We start from the raw sequence: 16,421 nt of genomic DNA on the forward strand, positions 1-16,421 counted from the left end.
GGATAGCCCTTCGCGTTTCTTTTTTTTTGTCTTGAAATGACTGATATGTGGCATTTTTTTGTCTGGCTGAAGAAAACTTGCTTTTTCGCGGCAGATCGGTTTTACTTATGTGTGAACATGGATATGTTAGTATCAGTTTGAACCTTTTGAGAGAGGATGTGTCCGAATGAGCACCCCGTTGGAATTGAAACTAGATCCCGACAAAGTGCAAGAAATGCCGATGGTGGATTTAGCTTTCCTTATATTGAAAGCTGCCAACACGCCTTTCTACTACCGCGATCTAATGAACGAAGTAGCTAAGCTTCGTGGATTAACCAAAGAGCAAATTACCGATGTGATTGCGCAGTTATATACCGAAATCAACATTGACGGCCGCTTTGCATGTGTTGGCAACAACCTGTGGGGCTTGAAACGTTGGTACCCGGTTGACCGTTCGGAAGAGTCGATGGGAGGCTCCAAACGTCCGCGTATCATTAATGATGAAGACGACGATATGGAAGACGAGTATGTGGAAGAAGACGACAACTACACTGCTGATGGAGAGGACTTCGATTTCGTGGATGAAGACAACGAAGAGGAAGAAGTCTTCGACGATGAAGAGGAAGAGGCAGAAGTTGACGAAGAAGTCATGATCGATGAAGAAGAAATCGATGAAGACAGTTCTGAAGGGGAAGAAGAACTGGAAGAAGACTTCGAAGAAGCCGACAAAGATGAGGATAACCGTTAATCGGCTGTTCCCCACTGCGTGGCTGGCATAAATGCCGTTTGCTTATTGGTCCTGTTGAAGAAGCTGCTCAGAAGCTTTGATGGGAAGGATAAGTAAGCGGCATTTTCACTTCTTCACATCCCCTTAAAAATCCAAGCGTGCTCCCTTGACATGGGACTACCTACAGAGTAAACTAGCATATGGGCTTTGGATTTGTATTGAATTGAATAGAGTGATTGAACATAAGAAGAAAGTGCCCCGTGACACTACGGGAGTCACTTTTTTATTTTTTTCCGATATCGGAATGTATCTGCTCGACGGCATGGTCTGCTCGGACATGGTATATTTTGAGTCGAATAAAAGGCTTCCGTTGATCGCGGACGCTCGGCTTCGGGTGTCCTTCGATAGGAGCTTTTTTTATGACATCTTGCATCAATTTTTCTCCTGCAAATGGGTTACGATAACATCATGCAGCATGAATTGCAAAAACTCCATCGGACCTGATTCAAGAGTCAAAGCCTCCCGAGAACATATGTCATGAATGCACTTGATCATAGGAGGGTTTCACCAGTGGCAAAATACATTTTTGTGACGGGCGGCGTCGTTTCATCTCTAGGTAAAGGAATAACGGCAGCATCCCTAGGCAGACTGCTGAAAAATCGGGGTCTGAAAGTAACGATTCAAAAGTTTGACCCGTACATCAACGTTGATCCGGGTACCATGAGTCCCTATCAACACGGTGAAGTGTTCGTAACCGACGACGGGGCGGAAACCGACCTGGACCTTGGCCACTATGAGCGTTTCATTGATATCAATCTGTCCAAGAACAGCAATGTGACGACAGGGAAGATCTATTCTTCGGTTATCTCTAAAGAACGCCGCGGTGAATACTTGGGCGGTACCGTACAGGTTATTCCGCACATCACGAATGAAATTAAAGAGCGTGTTTTCCGCGCCGGCAAAGAAGCGGGCTCCGATGTGGTCATTACGGAGATCGGCGGTACGGTAGGCGATATCGAGAGCTTGCCGTTTCTGGAAGCGATTCGTCAAATCAAGAGCGATGTCGGCCGCGATAATGTGATGTACATTCACGTTACTCTGATTCCGTACATCAAAGCAGCGGGTGAAGTGAAGACGAAGCCGACGCAGCATAGCGTCAAAGAGCTGCGCAGCATCGGCATCCAGCCGAACATGCTTGTATGCCGGACAGAGCATGAGCTCTCGGAAGATTTGAAGCGCAAGATCGCACTCTTCTGCGACATTGACGCCAACGCGGTTGTGGAGTGCCGTGACGCCTCCACCTTGTATGAGGTTCCTCTCATGCTGCGCGAGCAAGGCATGGATAATATCGTCGTCAATCATCTGAAGCTGCAGACGCCAGAACCGGATATGGTCGAGTGGACGAAGCTGGTCAATCGCGTGAAGCAGCTGCAAGGCCGCGTTGAGATTGCTATCGTCGGGAAATACGTTGCCCTTCACGATGCTTATCTGTCCATTGTTGAAGCGTTGGAGCATGCTGGTATTGATGCCAATGCCGAAGTGAACATCCGTTGGGTCAATGCGGAGGAGATTACGGAAGAGAACGTAAGCGAGCAATTGTCGGGAGTTAATGGCATTTTAGTTCCAGGCGGATTCGGCGATCGGGGTATTGAAGGAAAAGTGACAGCGATTCGCTTTGCGCGTGAACAGCAAATTCCGTTCTTTGGTATTTGCCTAGGCATGCAGGTTGCTGTAATCGAATATGCGCGAGCGGTTGTCGGCTTGACAGGAGCGAACAGCTCGGAAATCAACCCGTCGACAGAATATCCTGTTATCGATTTGCTGCCAGAGCAGAAGGACATCGAAGATTTGGGCGGCACGATGCGCCTTGGCCTGTATCCTTGCAAATTGCAGGAAGGGTCGCTTGCGATGGAGTGCTACAACGACGAGCTCGTATACGAGCGTCATCGTCATCGTTATGAATTTAACAACGAATACCGCGAAATTGTGGAGCGTGCCGGCTTGAAAGTAAGCGGAACGTCCCCTGATGGACGGTTGGTTGAAATCGTGGAGCTTCCGGACCACCCGTGGTTCCTTGCGGTGCAATTCCATCCGGAATTCACATCCCGTCCGAACCGTTCACAGCCATTGTTCCGTGAGTTCGTCAAAGCTGCGATTAAACAATTGGGATAATGTATATATTTGCAAAGCGAAGATTCTCCATGTGAGAATTTTCGCTTTTTTTGCTTCCCGCGGTACAGAAGCAGATGTTTTTCCTAAAGTAAGGAGGAATTTAATAGGAAGAAGCGAATATGTACTGTAACTTTGCAATATAAGCATGTTATGCGAGACGGCAGCTATGACAAGGCAAACATACTCGCTCGTGATACACGGTGGGAGGGGTACCAGTTGGATAAAAAGAAAGTATTGATTGTTGATGATCAGAATGGTATTCGGGTTCTTCTCATGGAAGTGTTCAGCAGCGAAGGATATACGACATATCAGGCTTCTAACGGCAAGATGGCGCTGGACATCGTACAGGATGAATCACCGGATATCGTTCTGCTTGACATGAAGATACCTGGGATGGACGGTTTGGAAATTTTAAAACAAATCAAGAAGATGAAGCCACACATGAATGTCATCATGATGACTGCGTATGGGGAATTGGATATGATTAAGGAAGCGACCGATCTGGGAGCTATTATGCACTTTACAAAGCCATTTGATATTGATGAAATGCGAGTGGCCGTCAACATGACTTTAGCCCACAGTAACGAACAGCATGGTCATATGACTTTGCCGTCTTAACGAATGATAGAAATGATGCGCGATGCTGGGTTGCTGACCCAGCCTCTTTGCTTTTTGGATTTCGTCTGAAGGGGGCTTTTTGAACAACCTCCAACAGACGGATGTGTTCTGTTTTGTCAAGAGGTTGTTTACTTTTTTGCGCCTAATTGTGATATAATAACACCGTACAAGATGTCGGCTAACAAGAAGAGAGACAGACGACGAACAACTTCCTAGGAGGATGGAGACCATGCCATTAGTTTCGATGAACGAATTCCTGCCGAAAGCTAAAGCAAATAAATTTGCGGTAGGCCAATTCAACATTAACAACTTGGAATTCACACAAGCCATTACAGAAGCTGCGATGGAAGAGAAAGCGCCAATTATCTTCGGTGTATCCGAAGGGGCACTGCGTTACATGGGAATGGAATATACAGTAGCAATGGCGGAAGCGGCTGCGAAGAAATCCGGCTTGCCGATCGCATTGCACCTTGACCATGGCAGCACGTTTGAAGTGGCTATGGCTTGTATCCGTGCAGGATTCTCTTCCGTTATGTTCGATGGCTCCCATCATGCGTATGAGGACAACATCCGCTTGACTAAAGAAGTCGTTAAAGCGGCTCATGCTATGGGCGTATCCGTTGAAGGTGAATTGGGTACAATCGGCGGGACAGAAGATGACCTTACGGTGGATGAGGAATCCGCTCAATTGGCGAACCCAGAAGAAGCGATTCGTTTCTATGAAGAAACAGGCGTTGACGCACTTGCGATTGCTGTAGGTACGGCACACGGCATGTACAAAGGCGAGCCTAAACTTCATTACGATATCATTGAAGCTGTTGCTGCAAAAGTTCCTGTACCTGTCGTACTGCACGGCGGTTCAGGTGTGCCTGACGAAGCCATTCGCAAGGCAATTGCCGCAGGCGCAGGCAAAATTAACGTGAACACAGAGAACCAAGTCGCTTGCACGAAAGCGATTCGCGAAGCGTTGAATAAGAATGCAGATGTAATCGATCCTCGTAAATACTTGACGCCAGCTCGCAATGCGATGGTTGAAGTGGTTCGCGCTAAAATCCGCTTGTTCGGAAGCAACAACCAAGCGTAATCGGATATTTATATTTGCGTCTACAAATGCGGGAAAAGCACCGGTTCTCCGGTGTTCTTCCCTTTTTTGTGATTATACCACCTAACTTATAGTATTATAGAGGTTGTTCAAAAAAGTCCCCTTTTGATCACGATGCATCCCAAGATGTCATTCGACATCGAATCTTACGTTCACTCTCCAAGAGCATATGTTTCCGAAGCAGTTTTCTTGCGAAAACTTGTACTTCTCGGTGCCGAAAAGTGACTTTTTGAATGTGAATAATTTTTTGGGATGACCATATTTCAATATTAAGCATATGGATGAGCCGGCTATCATCAGCACGGTGTGGGAGGAACTCAGCTTGTGATGGAAAAGTTAATGATTTGCGGCGGGCGGCCGCTATGTGGCACCGTTCAGATTAGCGGAGCAAAGAACAGCGCGGTAGCGCTTATACCTGCAGCAATATTAGCAGAGAGCGAAGTTGTGCTCGATAACATGCCTGAATTAAGCGATGTCGCAACCTATGGCGAAATTATTACCGAACTCGGCGGGCAAGTCAGCCGGGAGGGAACCAGCCTGCACATTAATCCTTCCCACTTGATCTCCATGCCGATGCACAACGGCCCCGTCAAGAAATTACGGGCCTCCTATTACTTAATGGGCGCATTGTTAGGACGATTCGGAGAGGCGACGATTGGCATGCCAGGCGGGTGTAACTTCGAGCCGCGTCCGATTGATCAGCATATTAAAGGATTTGAAGCGTTAGGAGCGACGGTAACGAATGATCATGGCTCCGTTCATATTGTTGCGCGCGAACTGCGCGGCGCGAAGATTTATTTAGATGTAGTCAGCGTTGGTGCCACGATTAATATAATGTTGGCGGCCTCACGGGCTAAAGGCACTACTATCATTGAAAATGCGGCAAAAGAGCCTGAAATTATAGATGTTGCCACTTTGCTCAACGCAATGGGGGCGCGAATTAAAGGTGCGGGTACGGAAACGATTCGCATTGAAGGGGTAGATGGTCTTCACGGCTGCCGCCATTCGATTATTCCGGATCGCATTCAAGCCGGAACGTACATGATCGCGGCTGCGGCTACGCGTGGAGATATTTTAATAGATAATATTATTCCGAAGCATTTGGAAGCTCTTACGGCCAAGTTGGAGGAAATGGGCGTCCAGATTGTAGAGGGCGATGAATCGCTCCGTGTCATCGGCGGTGTCGATTACGAAAGCATTGACGTGAAAGCCTTGGTGTACCCTGGCTTTGCCACGGATCTGCAGTCTCCGATGACTAGCTTGCTTACACAGACTAGAGGGGTTAGCATGCTGTCCGATCTCGTATATAGCAATCGCTTCAAGCATGTTCCCGAATTGCTGCGCATGGGCGCGAAGATTCGCGTAGAAGGCCGTTCTGCTGTTATTGAAGGAACGAAGCTGAATGCGGCGAAAGTAAGAGCATCGGATTTGCGGGCTGGTGCAGCGCTAGTTATTGCAGGCTTAACGGTGGAAAATGACGTAACAGAAATTACGGGCGTGGAGTATATCGATCGCGGATATGATAACTTAGTGACGAATTTGCGAATTTTAGGTGCAGATGTATGGAGGCAAACGGAATAAATCAGTTGTTTCGGGGTAAAAATAGGGTAATAATAGATTAATATTAGATTAGTTACCTAGAACGCAGGCACCTCCTTTCTACGAAAGTCAACCGTCATACGATATTACGCTGCTTGTTCCTGGTCAAAAGAACTCATCTGCTTTCAGTCCACTTTTTCTTTCCCGGTGAAATGACCAACCTTCGTATGCACAAGGTAAGCACACCGCTATTTCTCATTTTTATTTTCATAGGACTTATCCATCTCACATCACATGCATTTATGAACAGAATAGGAGTTGTATTCATGGAGTTACAAATTTCCGATTTGGAAACGAAGAAGCTGACCGAGCTATATAAGCTGGCAAAGCAATTTCAAATTGCCGGCTACGGTCAGATGAAGAAAAAAGAATTGATTTTTGCTATTTTGCGCGCACAAGCGGAACAAGGCGGATATATGTTTATGGAGGGCGTGCTGGATATATTGCCTGAAGGCTTTGGTTTCCTGCGGCCTATCAACTATTTGCCAAGTTCGGAAGACATTTATATCTCGCAATCTCAAATCCGTAGATTTGATCTTCGAACCGGTGACCTGGTGTCCGGTAAATGTCGTCCACCGAAAGAGAATGAGCGTTATTTCGGTTTGCTGCAAATTAATGCCGTCAATGGAGAGAAACCGGAAGACGCAGCTCAGCGTCTGCACTTCCCTGCATTAACTCCTCTTTATCCACAGAAGAAGCTGGTGCTTGAAACGGCCCCGAACAAAGTTTCTACACGGATTTTGGATTTGTTAGCCCCTGTAGGTCTTGGTCAACGCGGACTTATCGTCGCCCCGCCTAAAGCTGGTAAAACCTTGCTTCTCAAAGAAATTGCCAACAGTATTTCGGAGAACCATCCTGACATCGAGTTGTTCGTATTGCTTATTGACGAGCGTCCGGAAGAAGTGACTGACATGCAGCGCTCGGTAAAAGGCGAAGTAGTCGCTTCCACATTCGATGAGGTGCCTGAGAACCATATTAAAGTAGCTGAGCTAGTGCTTGAACGCGCATTGCGCTTGGTGGAGCATAAGAAAGACGTTGTTATTTTGTTCGACAGCATCACTCGTCTGGCGCGGGCTTACAACTTGGTCGTTCCGCCATCCGGACGGACGCTGTCCGGCGGTATCGATCCAGCTTCCTTCCATCGTCCGAAGCGCTTTTTCGGATCGGCGCGCAATATTGAAGAAGGCGGCAGCCTGACCATTCTTGCGACAGCATTGGTAGAGACTGGATCTCGTATGGACGACATCATTTATGAAGAGTTTAAAAGTACAGGCAATATGGAGCTCCATCTGGATCGCAAATTGGCTGAACGCCGCATCTTCCCTGCGATTGACATTCGCCGCTCGGGCACGCGCCGCGAGGAAATGCTCTTGACGAAGGAAGAGCTCGATAAGCTGTGGGCGATTCGCAAAAATATGAATGAAACGTCTGAATTTGTGGATCAATTCCTGAAAAAGCTGCGTGATACGAAGACGAACGAAGAATTTATGGCTTCTTTGGACACGAACGGCAACGGAAGCGGCGGCTCTCCGACGCGCCGGACGCGGAGCACCTCGGTCAGCTAGGAAGACGATGGCAAATGTGACGCTGTGGAATGACGTGAAGCATGAATGTAGGAGGACAAGGTTACATGTATTTAGTTTATGCGGATAGTGAAGGCAACATCTTTGATCACCCCGAATACATCGGCCTCGCCCGCAGTGGTGACATGATCGTTGAAATATTTGAGGACGAGTTGATTCCGCTGCCGGAAGGAGCGACGCTTGTCGGGCTGCCTTGCACGCGTCCGATCGGATTGGACCCGGATACGGGAGAGATGGTCGCTCTGCCGGGAGACGTGCAAGCGGTCGGGGCGCTGCTGCCGCAGGGCTATACGCGTCTGCATATTCCGAGCTACGTGAAGACGGATAAAGAGCAGAAGCTCCCGCTCTTCGGCTATACGGCGGTCGTCTGGCAAGACGGGAAGTTCTATGCTGCAGCTCATTCGACGGATGATCCGCACAAATGGGATCCTTTGAATTGCGATTCAGGCGAGCTGCGCGTTCAAGTGGACCAGTTGCTTACGAAATATCCGGATAACCGGCTATATCAGCACTTGTCGCATTGCGCCTTGCAATACGAATGCTTGACGGCATCCAATACGTTCCTGAATCGCTGGGAAGGTGCTGTTCCGGTATCATATTCCTGCAATGCCGGTTGTTTTGGCTGTATTTCCGAGCAGCCGGATGACAGCGGATTTCCAGCCCCGCAGACGCGGATGAACTTCAAGCCGACTGTCGACGAATTGGTGCAGATTATGCTGGAGCATTTGAAGACACCGGAATCGATTATCAGCTTCGGCCAAGGTTGCGAAGGCGAGCCGTCCACGCAGGCGAAGATTATCGTCGAAGCGATGCGCGAGGTGCGCCGCCAGACGGATATGGGGTATATCAACATCAATACCAATGCTGGCTTGACCGACCATATACGGGCTATAGTCGATGTAGGTCTTGATTTGATGCGTGTGAGCACCATCAGTGCGCTTGACGACCATTACAATGCTTACTACCGGCCACGGGCGTATACGCTTCATAATGTGGAGAAGTCGTTGCGCTATGCATCGGAACAGGGCGTATATACGTCGATCAATTATCTTGTCTTCCCAGGCGTAACCGACCGGGAAGAAGAGATTGAGGCAATGGTGGAGTTTGCACGGCGGACGAAGCTTCGTCTCATTCAAATGCGTAATTTGAACATTGATCCCGAGAGCTATCTTGCGCTCATTCCGAAAGCGCAGGGCGATGTTCTCGGCATGAAGCAGATGATAGATATTTTCCGTGACGAGCTGCCTGATGTCGTTATCGGTTCTTATACACATGTGCCTCCGGCGGAGTTGGCGCGTGTGAAGTCATACGCGAAGTAATAGGTGGATCGGAACTGGAATCGACTGACTGGAAATGTCAAAATAACATTGCGTGTATAAATCAAACATGCTATAATCCACTCATGTGTCTATATAACTCTGAGCACGCAAAGGGCTCAGGGCGGAGAGAGGTGAATTCAAGTGAAAGAAGCAATTCAACCGAAATATCACATCACGACAGTATCTTGCGCATGCGGTAACACGTTTGAAACAGGTTCCGTTAAGGAAAACCTGAAAGTAGAGGTATGCTCCGCTTGCCATCCGTTCTTCACGGGCAAACAGAAGTTCTTGGACGCTGGCGGTCGTGTGGATAGATTTAAGAAGAAATACGGCATCTAATGCATATGTGTTTAATGTGAACTCCCTTACTGGCAACAGTCGAGGGAGTTTATTTTTTTGCATATATTTGTGCCGGTGCAAACACCGATTCGCACAAAATGTCAAAACGATGAAGTCCCCATCTTGCATGATGGAAATGTAAGTCCTTATCGAAATGCAAAAGGAGGTGCGGCCGTGTGGGAATGACGGAACACGAGCGTTGGATACGGAGCGCGGTGGCGTACATCGAGCGGCATTTGACAGATGATGTAGACTTCGACGACGTGGCAAGGCACACGGCGGTAACCCGCTTTCATCTGCACCGCATGTTTCAGCGGGAGATCGGCTACAGCGCCGCATCTTATTTGCGGGAGCGCCGACTGGCTCTGGCAGCGGCCGATCTATTGAAGACGAATAAACGCATTCTGTTAGCGTCCAAGCGGAAATGTCCGCAGGCTTCGTGACCGAGAGCGTGTCCGCTATTATCGGTACGTTCATCGTGGCCGGAGGGGCATACGGACTGTTGCAGCTGACGCGGAGGACGTTTCCTTCGTGGGGGTGGCCTGAACAGCCAGACAGCAACCTTCATCTGGCTTGGCTCAGCGTCTTCGTCGTGTGCAGCGTCGTTATCGGTCTCGGCTGGTTGAATTTCGTTGCCGTCTCCCGTAAGGTGCGTCTTGACGCATTCTGGGTCTGTTTTGCCGCCGGCTGGACGCTGGCAACGACGTGCGCTGCGCAGTGGATCTATCCAAATGTGGGGCTGCATGTCGGGGTATATGTCGGGGTTGGCGTTATGAGCGCTGCCATATGCATACTGCTGCGTGGTTGGAGAGATGATGATGTTCAAGCGGAAGCCGAACCTGTCCGCAGCGACACGATTGTTAACAATTGACTTTAGTTGCACTTTCGCCTCAAATAGTCTATACTAGGTTTTGCCGTGCTAGATGGGGAGGTAGCGGTGCCCTGTAACTCGCAATCCGCTGTAGCGAGATTGAATTCCTGTTAGAGGTTTTGTCGATGTGGGGTCCGGTATTTGCGTTTGGTGTTGACGGTCGGGTCCTTCGCAATGGGTGCCTATGAATCTGGTCAGGTCCGGAAGGAAGCAGCCATAAGTAGGAGAGCTCATGTGCCGGAGGGAAGCCTGACCCGAGCTGATACGCAGAAGTGCCGCTCGGATCGCAATTATCAATAACAGGTGCACGGTTTTCATATTACAAGAGAGACACCGAATGATTCGGTGTTTTTTTATTTTACAATTATTATGAATATATGCTCATATATAATAGATGGAAGCAGGAATATAGACCTTATTCGGCGAAAGAAATATATAATAGCAAAGAGCGCGGACAAGCGGAAACGGCATTACCAGCCCATCTCGGTGGTCTGCTTCCAATTTCTGCAACAAGAATCAGGCAAGTATAATTGCGAGAGAATGAAACTTGTGCTTATTAGCATTGAGGTGAGTCTATGACTGAACCAACGCCACATTCGGGTTCGCTGAAGCCGATGTCTCCTTCTTCTCCCAGTGAAGAGAGGCATGAAGGAGGACATGGTGAATTAAACCTGCTGCAACAGTTTGCCGGCGCCTTTTTGCGAGATGTGAATTTAGGAATTCTGCTTCTGGATACACAGTTTCGATTGGTGGACATCAGCGAGATGGCTTGCCATGTCCTTGGATGGGAACGCGAACAGGCGCTGCAGTGTCGGGTCAATGATCTGTTCGGGGACATGCCTACCGAGCATCATCTGGTCCAACGCGCCCTTCTGGAAGGGGTTGTCGTACGCAATCATGCGGTCTCATGGCGCAACGGCAATGAGCGGTATGAACTGCTCCTCGATTCCAATGTATTGCGTGATGCGCAAAGTGAAATTGTCGGCGCCTATGTTCTCTTCAAGGATGTATCCAATCTTCGTTCGTTGGAGGAGCAGGTTCAACGAAGCGACCGTTTGGCTATGATTGGACAGATTGCGGCGGGGACTGCGCACGAGATCCGCAATCCGCTCACTTCCATTAAGGGATTTCTGCAGATGTTCAAGAAGACGCTGCATGAGAAGGGGATGGGCAAGGAAGTTCACTATACCGAGATTATGCTGACGGAAATCAATCGAATTAATGAGCTTGTAGGAGAATTTTTGCTGCTGAGCAAACCGAAGCACGTAACCATTGAGCGGGTGGATTTATATCAGGTCATGAATGATATCATGCCGATTATTCGCAGTGAAGCCGTCCTGCACGGGGTTCACGTTCGCTATGCCGCGGATGAGACGATGCCGTTCGTCGTAGCGGATCGGGAACTTTTAAAACAGGTATTCATCAACATCGCGAAGAACGGTATTGAAGCTATGGTTGATGGTGGAACGCTTACGATAACGGTCAAGCGGGATGATGCGGGCAAGCGCGTCCTGATCGACATACACGATACAGGTCCTGGTATCCCTTCCTTTCTTATCGACAAAATCTTTGATCCGTTCTTTACGACCAAGCAGAATGGAACTGGGCTGGGCCTCTCGGTTTGTCAGCGCATTATTCACGACTTGGGCGGCACAATTCGCGTCGCCTCTAAAGGCTTTGGCACGACGTTTACGCTATCGGTTCCATTTCAACCTGTTGGCTGAAATGCCGGTGTCTATCCGTAGCAATGGACAACTGAATAAACTATAGGCAGTCTTCCCAAGTTTCCAAAGAGAGGAAATGGCTGTTTTTTTAGCGGTTGTGATATAGTATAATAAGAAAAACGTTTTCGAGGTTGCATCATGGGTCATATTGCATTGTATCGCGCATGGAGGCCACAGTCATTTCATGACATGGTCGGACAACAGCATATTATTCAAACGCTGCAAAATTCGCTGCGGGAGCGGCGTTTTTCGCATGCGTACCTGTTCAGTGGACCGCGTGGAACAGGGAAGACCAGTGCCGCGAAAATACTGGCGAAAGCCGTAAACTGCGAGCAAGGGCCTGGCCCAGAGCCTTGCAACGCTTGTGAAGCGTGTCGGCGCATCACCGCCGGTTCCGTGATGGATGTGGTGGAAATCGACGCCGCTTCCAATCGGGGCGTGGAGGAAATTCGCGATCTTCGCGAAAAAGTAAAGTATGCGCCAACTGAAGTGCGCCATAAGGTGTACATTATTGATGAAGTTCATATGTTGACGACGGAAGCTTTCAATGCGCTTTTGAAGACGTTGGAGGAACCGCCGGCTCACGTCATGTTCATCTTGGCGACGACGGAACCACATCGGTTGCCAGCAACGATTATATCCCGCTGTCAGCGTTTCGATTTCAGAAGGGTAGCGCTTGATGAGCAGGTCGCTCGCTTGGAGCAAGTCTGTGCGGACGAGAGCATTCAAGCCGATCAGGAGAGCTTGACGTATATCGCGAAGCTGTCTGACGGCGGAATGCGCGACGCGATCAGCTTGCTGGATCAAGCCGCCTCGTTTACCGACGGACAAGTTACCTATCAGCAAGTGCTGGATATAACAGGCGGGATGCCAGAAGAGCAATTCGCCGAATTGGCCCAGGCGGTTCAAGCCGGGGACGTGGGAACGATTCTAATGGTAATCGAGCGACTGATGCAGGAAGGGAAGAGTGCGGACAAGTGCATGGAAAGCTTGCTCTACTTTTTCCGGGACTTGCTTATGATGAAGATGGTGCCGAGCGGGGACGCATTGACGGATCGCCTAACGAGGGTCGAAGTCTTTCGTGACTTGGCCGAGACGTTTGCGGCCGAACGGCTGTTCCAGATCATTGACACGTTGAACCGATATCAGACCGACATGAAGTTTGCGGTGCAGCCGCAGACCTTGTTTGAAGTCGCACTGCTTCAGCTAGCGGCGCAAGGCCAGTCGTTCTCACCCGGTCACACGGGCGCTTCGGGATTGCAGGATACAGGCTCGGCGCCACAGGGAACGGCGGAACAATCTTCCTCTGTGCAACATTTGCAGCGTCAAGTTGCGTCTTTAGAAGCGAAGCTTGATCAACTTCTGAAGTCAGGGGCAGCGGTCAGCAGCCAGCAAGAACCTGCTGCTGAGCGTACGCAAGCAGCTACCCGGTCTTCCGGCCGTGTGTCGCGACTTGCGAATAAGCCGCCTCAGTTCGAACGATATATCGCTGACAAAGACAGTTCTGAGTTCGGCCGTATTCGTGGAAATTGGGGGCAGGTGCTGCAGCGTGTAAAAGAAGCCGGGGTGACGATTCACGCATGGCTTGTGAACGGAGAACCAGTATCGGCGCTTGAAGATCGAATTCTGGTTGCTTTTAAAAACACGATTCATCGGGATACGACCGAGAAGCCGAATAACAAACAGGTCATTGAACGTGTTCTGTCTGACACATTCGGCAAGCCGTATCAACTTGATACGATGATGTTGAAGGACTGGGAGGCTGCGGAAGCTCGAACAGAGGACAGGCAGGAACCTGATTTTCAGTTGGAGCCCGAAGGTCAAGAACCGTCCCGGGAACCATGGATTGACGAGGCTATCCAGATGTTTGGAGAAGACCTTGTTGTCATAAAAGATTAATTCATTTATTCTAAGTAGAAAAAAGGAGAATTCACGGCGATGAACAATATGAATCAAATGATGAAACAAGTTAAGAAGATGCAAGAACAAATGCTGAAAGCTCAGGAAGAATTGGCTGAAAAGAAGATGGTTGGTACTTCTGGCGGCGGCGCAGTAACGGTAGAGGTTAACGGCCACAAAAAAGTGCTGAGCATTGCCATCAAACCTGAAGTTGTTGATGTGGAAGACATCGAAATGCTGCAGGATCTCGTTATTACTGCAGTTAACGATGCTCTTACCAAAGCGGAAGATTTGGCGAACGACGACATGGCTAAATTCACAGGCGGAATGAAAATTCCTGGCTTGTTCTAAATCTAGCAAATGAAAGGCATATACCACTGCGGTATATGCCGTTCTAATCTTTATGGAAACGGCGCTGCCCCTTACGGGGGCCGGCCGTTTCCGGTTATGTCATCATCATAATGTCATCGTAAAGGGGAGCCCGCATTGTATTATCCAGAACCGATTGCGAAGCTGATCGATGCGTTTACCCATTTGCCGGGTATCGGGCCAAAGACAGCGGCTCGTCTTGCGTTCCATGTGACCCGTATGCCTGAGGACGACGTGATAGACTTCGCCAAGGCGCTTGTTAACGTAAAACGGAATTTGCATTATTGTTCCGTCTGCTGCAACATAACTGATGTCGATCCTTGCCGTATCTGTCAGGATAAATCGCGTGACGCGTCTATTATGTGTGTGGTTCAGGAGACGAAGGATTTGGTCGCTATGGAGCGGACGAAGGAATTCATGGGCTACTATCATGTACTGCAAGGTGCGATTTCTCCAATGGAAGGCATAGGACCTGAGGATATACGTCTCGCGGAACTGTTGAAGCGTCTTAGCGACGAGCGGGTCAAGGAAATGATACTCGCTACAAATCCCAATATTGAAGGTGAGGCAACGGCGATGTATATTTCGCGTTTGGTGAAGCCTTTTGGGATCCGGGTAACGAGAATTGCGCATGGTTTGCCTGTTGGCGGTGATTTGGAGTACGCGGATGAAGTGACGCTGTCCAAGGCGTTGGAAGGACGACGTGAAATTCAATAATTATATAAAGCATAACGCGATAGCCATTAAGGGGTTATGCCGCTAGGCTGTTGAGAAAAGTCTCTGAGAAATCAGAGGCTTTTTTGATCTGTGTTTTGGAAAGAGCATCTATAAGTGCGTGGTCAAAAAAGGTTGCTTTACAGCACCGAGAAGCCATATTGGTCAAAAGGGGGCTTTTTGAATAACCTCTATAAGGTTGCTTATTACCTGTTCTACCCTTGTCCGCTCCTCCATAAGTATTAATGAGGAATCTCTATGGGAGGGATGACACCTTTGCTGAAAATAATAAAGCAGTGGTTGGCAGGCCGGCAAGACAAGCAGCGGTATAGACATATACAATCCGAGCATGAACAGCTGATGGAGGATATTCGTTATGCTTACAAGGAGTGGGAGCGAGCTTGGTTTTGTTTTGAGCACGCACTTGGTGAAGATGAGGTGGACTATGCCATCTTTTCGTTAGAAGCAGCAGAGAAGCGGGTTGGCATGTTATTAAAAAAGGCGAAGAAAGCCAATATCCATGCGCTTCGCCTAGGAGAGGTGTTGTAGCGTATGAAGCTGTTAATGATGGGATTGCTAGTTATTTCGATGGTGGCATTGCTTATTGTCTTATTACGGCAAAGGTTTGCGTGGAAGGGGCTTTTCATCTTTTTGCTTCATGGAACTGCTGCTTTTGTTCTACTCTATATCGTTAATTCGACGGGGTGGATTGCCGGAATTCATGTGCCAACTAACCCGCTGACACTGGCTGCTGTTGGGTTTCTTGGGGTGCCTGGCTTGGTCTCGATCATTTTCTTGAAAATGGTATTAATATAATGGTTGACGCATGCCTATAGATGTGATAAATTAATAAACGTCGCTTCTAGCGAAAGACACAAAATGAAACAAAAAGTTGTCGAAAGACAACGAAAAAGTTTTAAAAAGTGCTTGACACTGAAGATGACGCTGTGATATATTATAAAGGTCGCTGCTGAACGCGGCGGCGAAATAAAGCGAGTCAGAATTGAGGCTTTTGAGTCTTGATTATGTAAGCTTAAGATGATTGCTCTTTGAAAACTGAACAACGAGTGAAACGTTTGTGTAATAGAGGTTAACAACCTCGTCAGCAATACATGAGCAAGTCAAACTAACTTTAACGGAGAGTTTGATCCTGGCTCAGGACGAACGCTGGCGGCGTGCCTAATACATGCAAGTCGAGCGGAGCTGATGGAGTGCTTGCACTCCTGATGCTTAGCGGCGGACGGGTGAGTAACACGTAGGTAACCTGCCTGTGAGACTGGGATAACTACCGGAAACGGTAGCTAATACCGGATAGACATTTTCCTCGCCTGAGGGAGATGGGAAAGACGGAGCAATCTGTCACTTGCAGATGGACCTGCGGCGCATTAGCTAGTTGGTGGGGTAAC

Annotated in this window: 17 protein-coding genes, 1 rRNA gene and 1 other RNA gene (1 of these 19 running past the window's edge); 18 read left to right on the plus strand and 1 reads right to left on the minus strand. The window is 48.7% G+C overall.

Going from position 1 to position 16,421, the window contains the following annotated elements:
* Window positions 1-166 precede the first annotated feature (166 nt).
* Window positions 167-727, plus strand: coding sequence for a DNA-directed RNA polymerase subunit delta (gene rpoE, locus A372_RS0112555; protein WP_019421202.1), 561 nt, complete (start codon window positions 167-169; stop codon window positions 725-727).
* Window positions 728-989: 262 nt separating this feature from the next.
* Here the strand turns inward: rpoE and A372_RS37340 are convergent, their stop codons facing one another.
* Window positions 990-1,139, minus strand: a complete 150-nt coding sequence (locus tag A372_RS37340; RefSeq protein WP_019421203.1) for a hypothetical protein — start codon at window positions 1,137-1,139, stop codon at window positions 990-992.
* A gap of 137 nt (window positions 1,140-1,276) precedes the next feature.
* On the opposite strand from A372_RS37340, the gene A372_RS0112570 reads away from it, so the two are divergent.
* From A372_RS0112570 to A372_RS0112645, 17 genes are all read left to right on the plus strand, one after another.
* Window positions 1,277-2,878 carry a CTP synthase gene (locus A372_RS0112570; RefSeq protein ID WP_019421205.1) on the plus strand — a complete coding sequence of 534 codons (1,602 nt, stop codon included), beginning with the start codon at window positions 1,277-1,279 and terminating at the stop codon, window positions 2,876-2,878.
* Between the two features lie 216 nt (window positions 2,879-3,094).
* Complete coding sequence (locus A372_RS33835) at window positions 3,095-3,496, plus strand: response regulator (RefSeq protein WP_019421206.1); 402 nt, start codon at window positions 3,095-3,097, stop codon at window positions 3,494-3,496.
* Window positions 3,497-3,725: 229 nt separating this feature from the next.
* On the plus strand, window positions 3,726-4,580 hold the full coding sequence (fba, locus tag A372_RS0112580) for a class II fructose-1,6-bisphosphate aldolase (RefSeq protein ID WP_019421207.1): 855 nt from the start codon (window positions 3,726-3,728) through the stop codon (window positions 4,578-4,580).
* Between the two features lie 345 nt (window positions 4,581-4,925).
* Entirely contained in the window at window positions 4,926-6,179 is a 1,254-nt protein-coding gene (locus A372_RS0112585; RefSeq protein WP_019421208.1) for a UDP-N-acetylglucosamine 1-carboxyvinyltransferase, read from the plus strand.
* Window positions 6,180-6,463: 284 nt separating this feature from the next.
* On the plus strand, window positions 6,464-7,762 hold the full coding sequence (gene rho / locus A372_RS0112590; protein WP_019421209.1) for a transcription termination factor Rho: 1,299 nt from the start codon (window positions 6,464-6,466) through the stop codon (window positions 7,760-7,762).
* A gap of 65 nt (window positions 7,763-7,827) precedes the next feature.
* On the plus strand, window positions 7,828-9,099 hold the full coding sequence (locus tag A372_RS0112595) for a radical SAM protein (protein WP_019421210.1): 1,272 nt from the start codon (window positions 7,828-7,830) through the stop codon (window positions 9,097-9,099).
* A 141-nt stretch (window positions 9,100-9,240) separates the two neighbouring features.
* Window positions 9,241-9,438, plus strand: coding sequence for a 50S ribosomal protein L31 (rpmE, locus tag A372_RS0112600; RefSeq protein WP_019421211.1), 198 nt, complete (start codon window positions 9,241-9,243; stop codon window positions 9,436-9,438).
* 182 nt (window positions 9,439-9,620) lie between these two features.
* Complete coding sequence (locus A372_RS0112605; protein WP_237728529.1) at window positions 9,621-9,881, plus strand: helix-turn-helix domain-containing protein; 261 nt, start codon at window positions 9,621-9,623, stop codon at window positions 9,879-9,881.
* Window positions 9,878-10,309 carry a hypothetical protein gene (locus A372_RS0112610; protein ID WP_157259533.1) on the plus strand — a complete coding sequence of 144 codons (432 nt, stop codon included), beginning with the start codon at window positions 9,878-9,880 and terminating at the stop codon, window positions 10,307-10,309. Before A372_RS0112605 ends, A372_RS0112610 begins: the two co-directional genes overlap by 4 nt.
* A gap of 43 nt (window positions 10,310-10,352) precedes the next feature.
* Window positions 10,353-10,620, plus strand: an RNA gene (ffs, locus tag A372_RS36350) — signal recognition particle sRNA large type.
* 264 nt (window positions 10,621-10,884) lie between these two features.
* Entirely contained in the window at window positions 10,885-12,033 is a 1,149-nt protein-coding gene (locus tag A372_RS0112615; RefSeq protein WP_019421214.1) for an ATP-binding protein, read from the plus strand.
* Between the two features lie 138 nt (window positions 12,034-12,171).
* Window positions 12,172-13,932, plus strand: coding sequence for a DNA polymerase III subunit gamma/tau (dnaX, locus tag A372_RS0112620; RefSeq protein WP_026011038.1), 1,761 nt, complete (start codon window positions 12,172-12,174; stop codon window positions 13,930-13,932).
* A 39-nt stretch (window positions 13,933-13,971) separates the two neighbouring features.
* Window positions 13,972-14,283 (plus strand): YbaB/EbfC family nucleoid-associated protein, encoded by a 312-nt coding sequence (locus tag A372_RS0112625; protein WP_019421216.1) that lies wholly within the window; start codon window positions 13,972-13,974, stop codon window positions 14,281-14,283.
* Window positions 14,284-14,418: 135 nt separating this feature from the next.
* Window positions 14,419-15,018: a recombination mediator RecR gene (gene recR / locus A372_RS0112630; protein WP_019421217.1), complete on the plus strand. Its 600-nt coding sequence runs from the start codon at window positions 14,419-14,421 to the stop codon at window positions 15,016-15,018.
* Window positions 15,019-15,282: 264 nt separating this feature from the next.
* Window positions 15,283-15,564, plus strand: a complete 282-nt coding sequence (locus tag A372_RS0112635) for a DUF2508 family protein (protein ID WP_157259534.1) — start codon at window positions 15,283-15,285, stop codon at window positions 15,562-15,564.
* A 3-nt stretch (window positions 15,565-15,567) separates the two neighbouring features.
* Window positions 15,568-15,831, plus strand: a complete 264-nt coding sequence (locus tag A372_RS0112640) for a pro-sigmaK processing inhibitor BofA family protein (RefSeq protein ID WP_019421219.1) — start codon at window positions 15,568-15,570, stop codon at window positions 15,829-15,831.
* Window positions 15,832-16,147: 316 nt separating this feature from the next.
* Window positions 16,148-16,421: ribosomal RNA gene (locus A372_RS0112645) — 16S ribosomal RNA — on the plus strand; it runs 1,277 nt beyond the window's last position.

It is taken from the genome of Paenibacillus sp. OSY-SE (assembly GCF_000283315.1).
Classification (GTDB): domain Bacteria; phylum Bacillota; class Bacilli; order Paenibacillales; family Paenibacillaceae; genus Paenibacillus_B; species Paenibacillus_B profundus.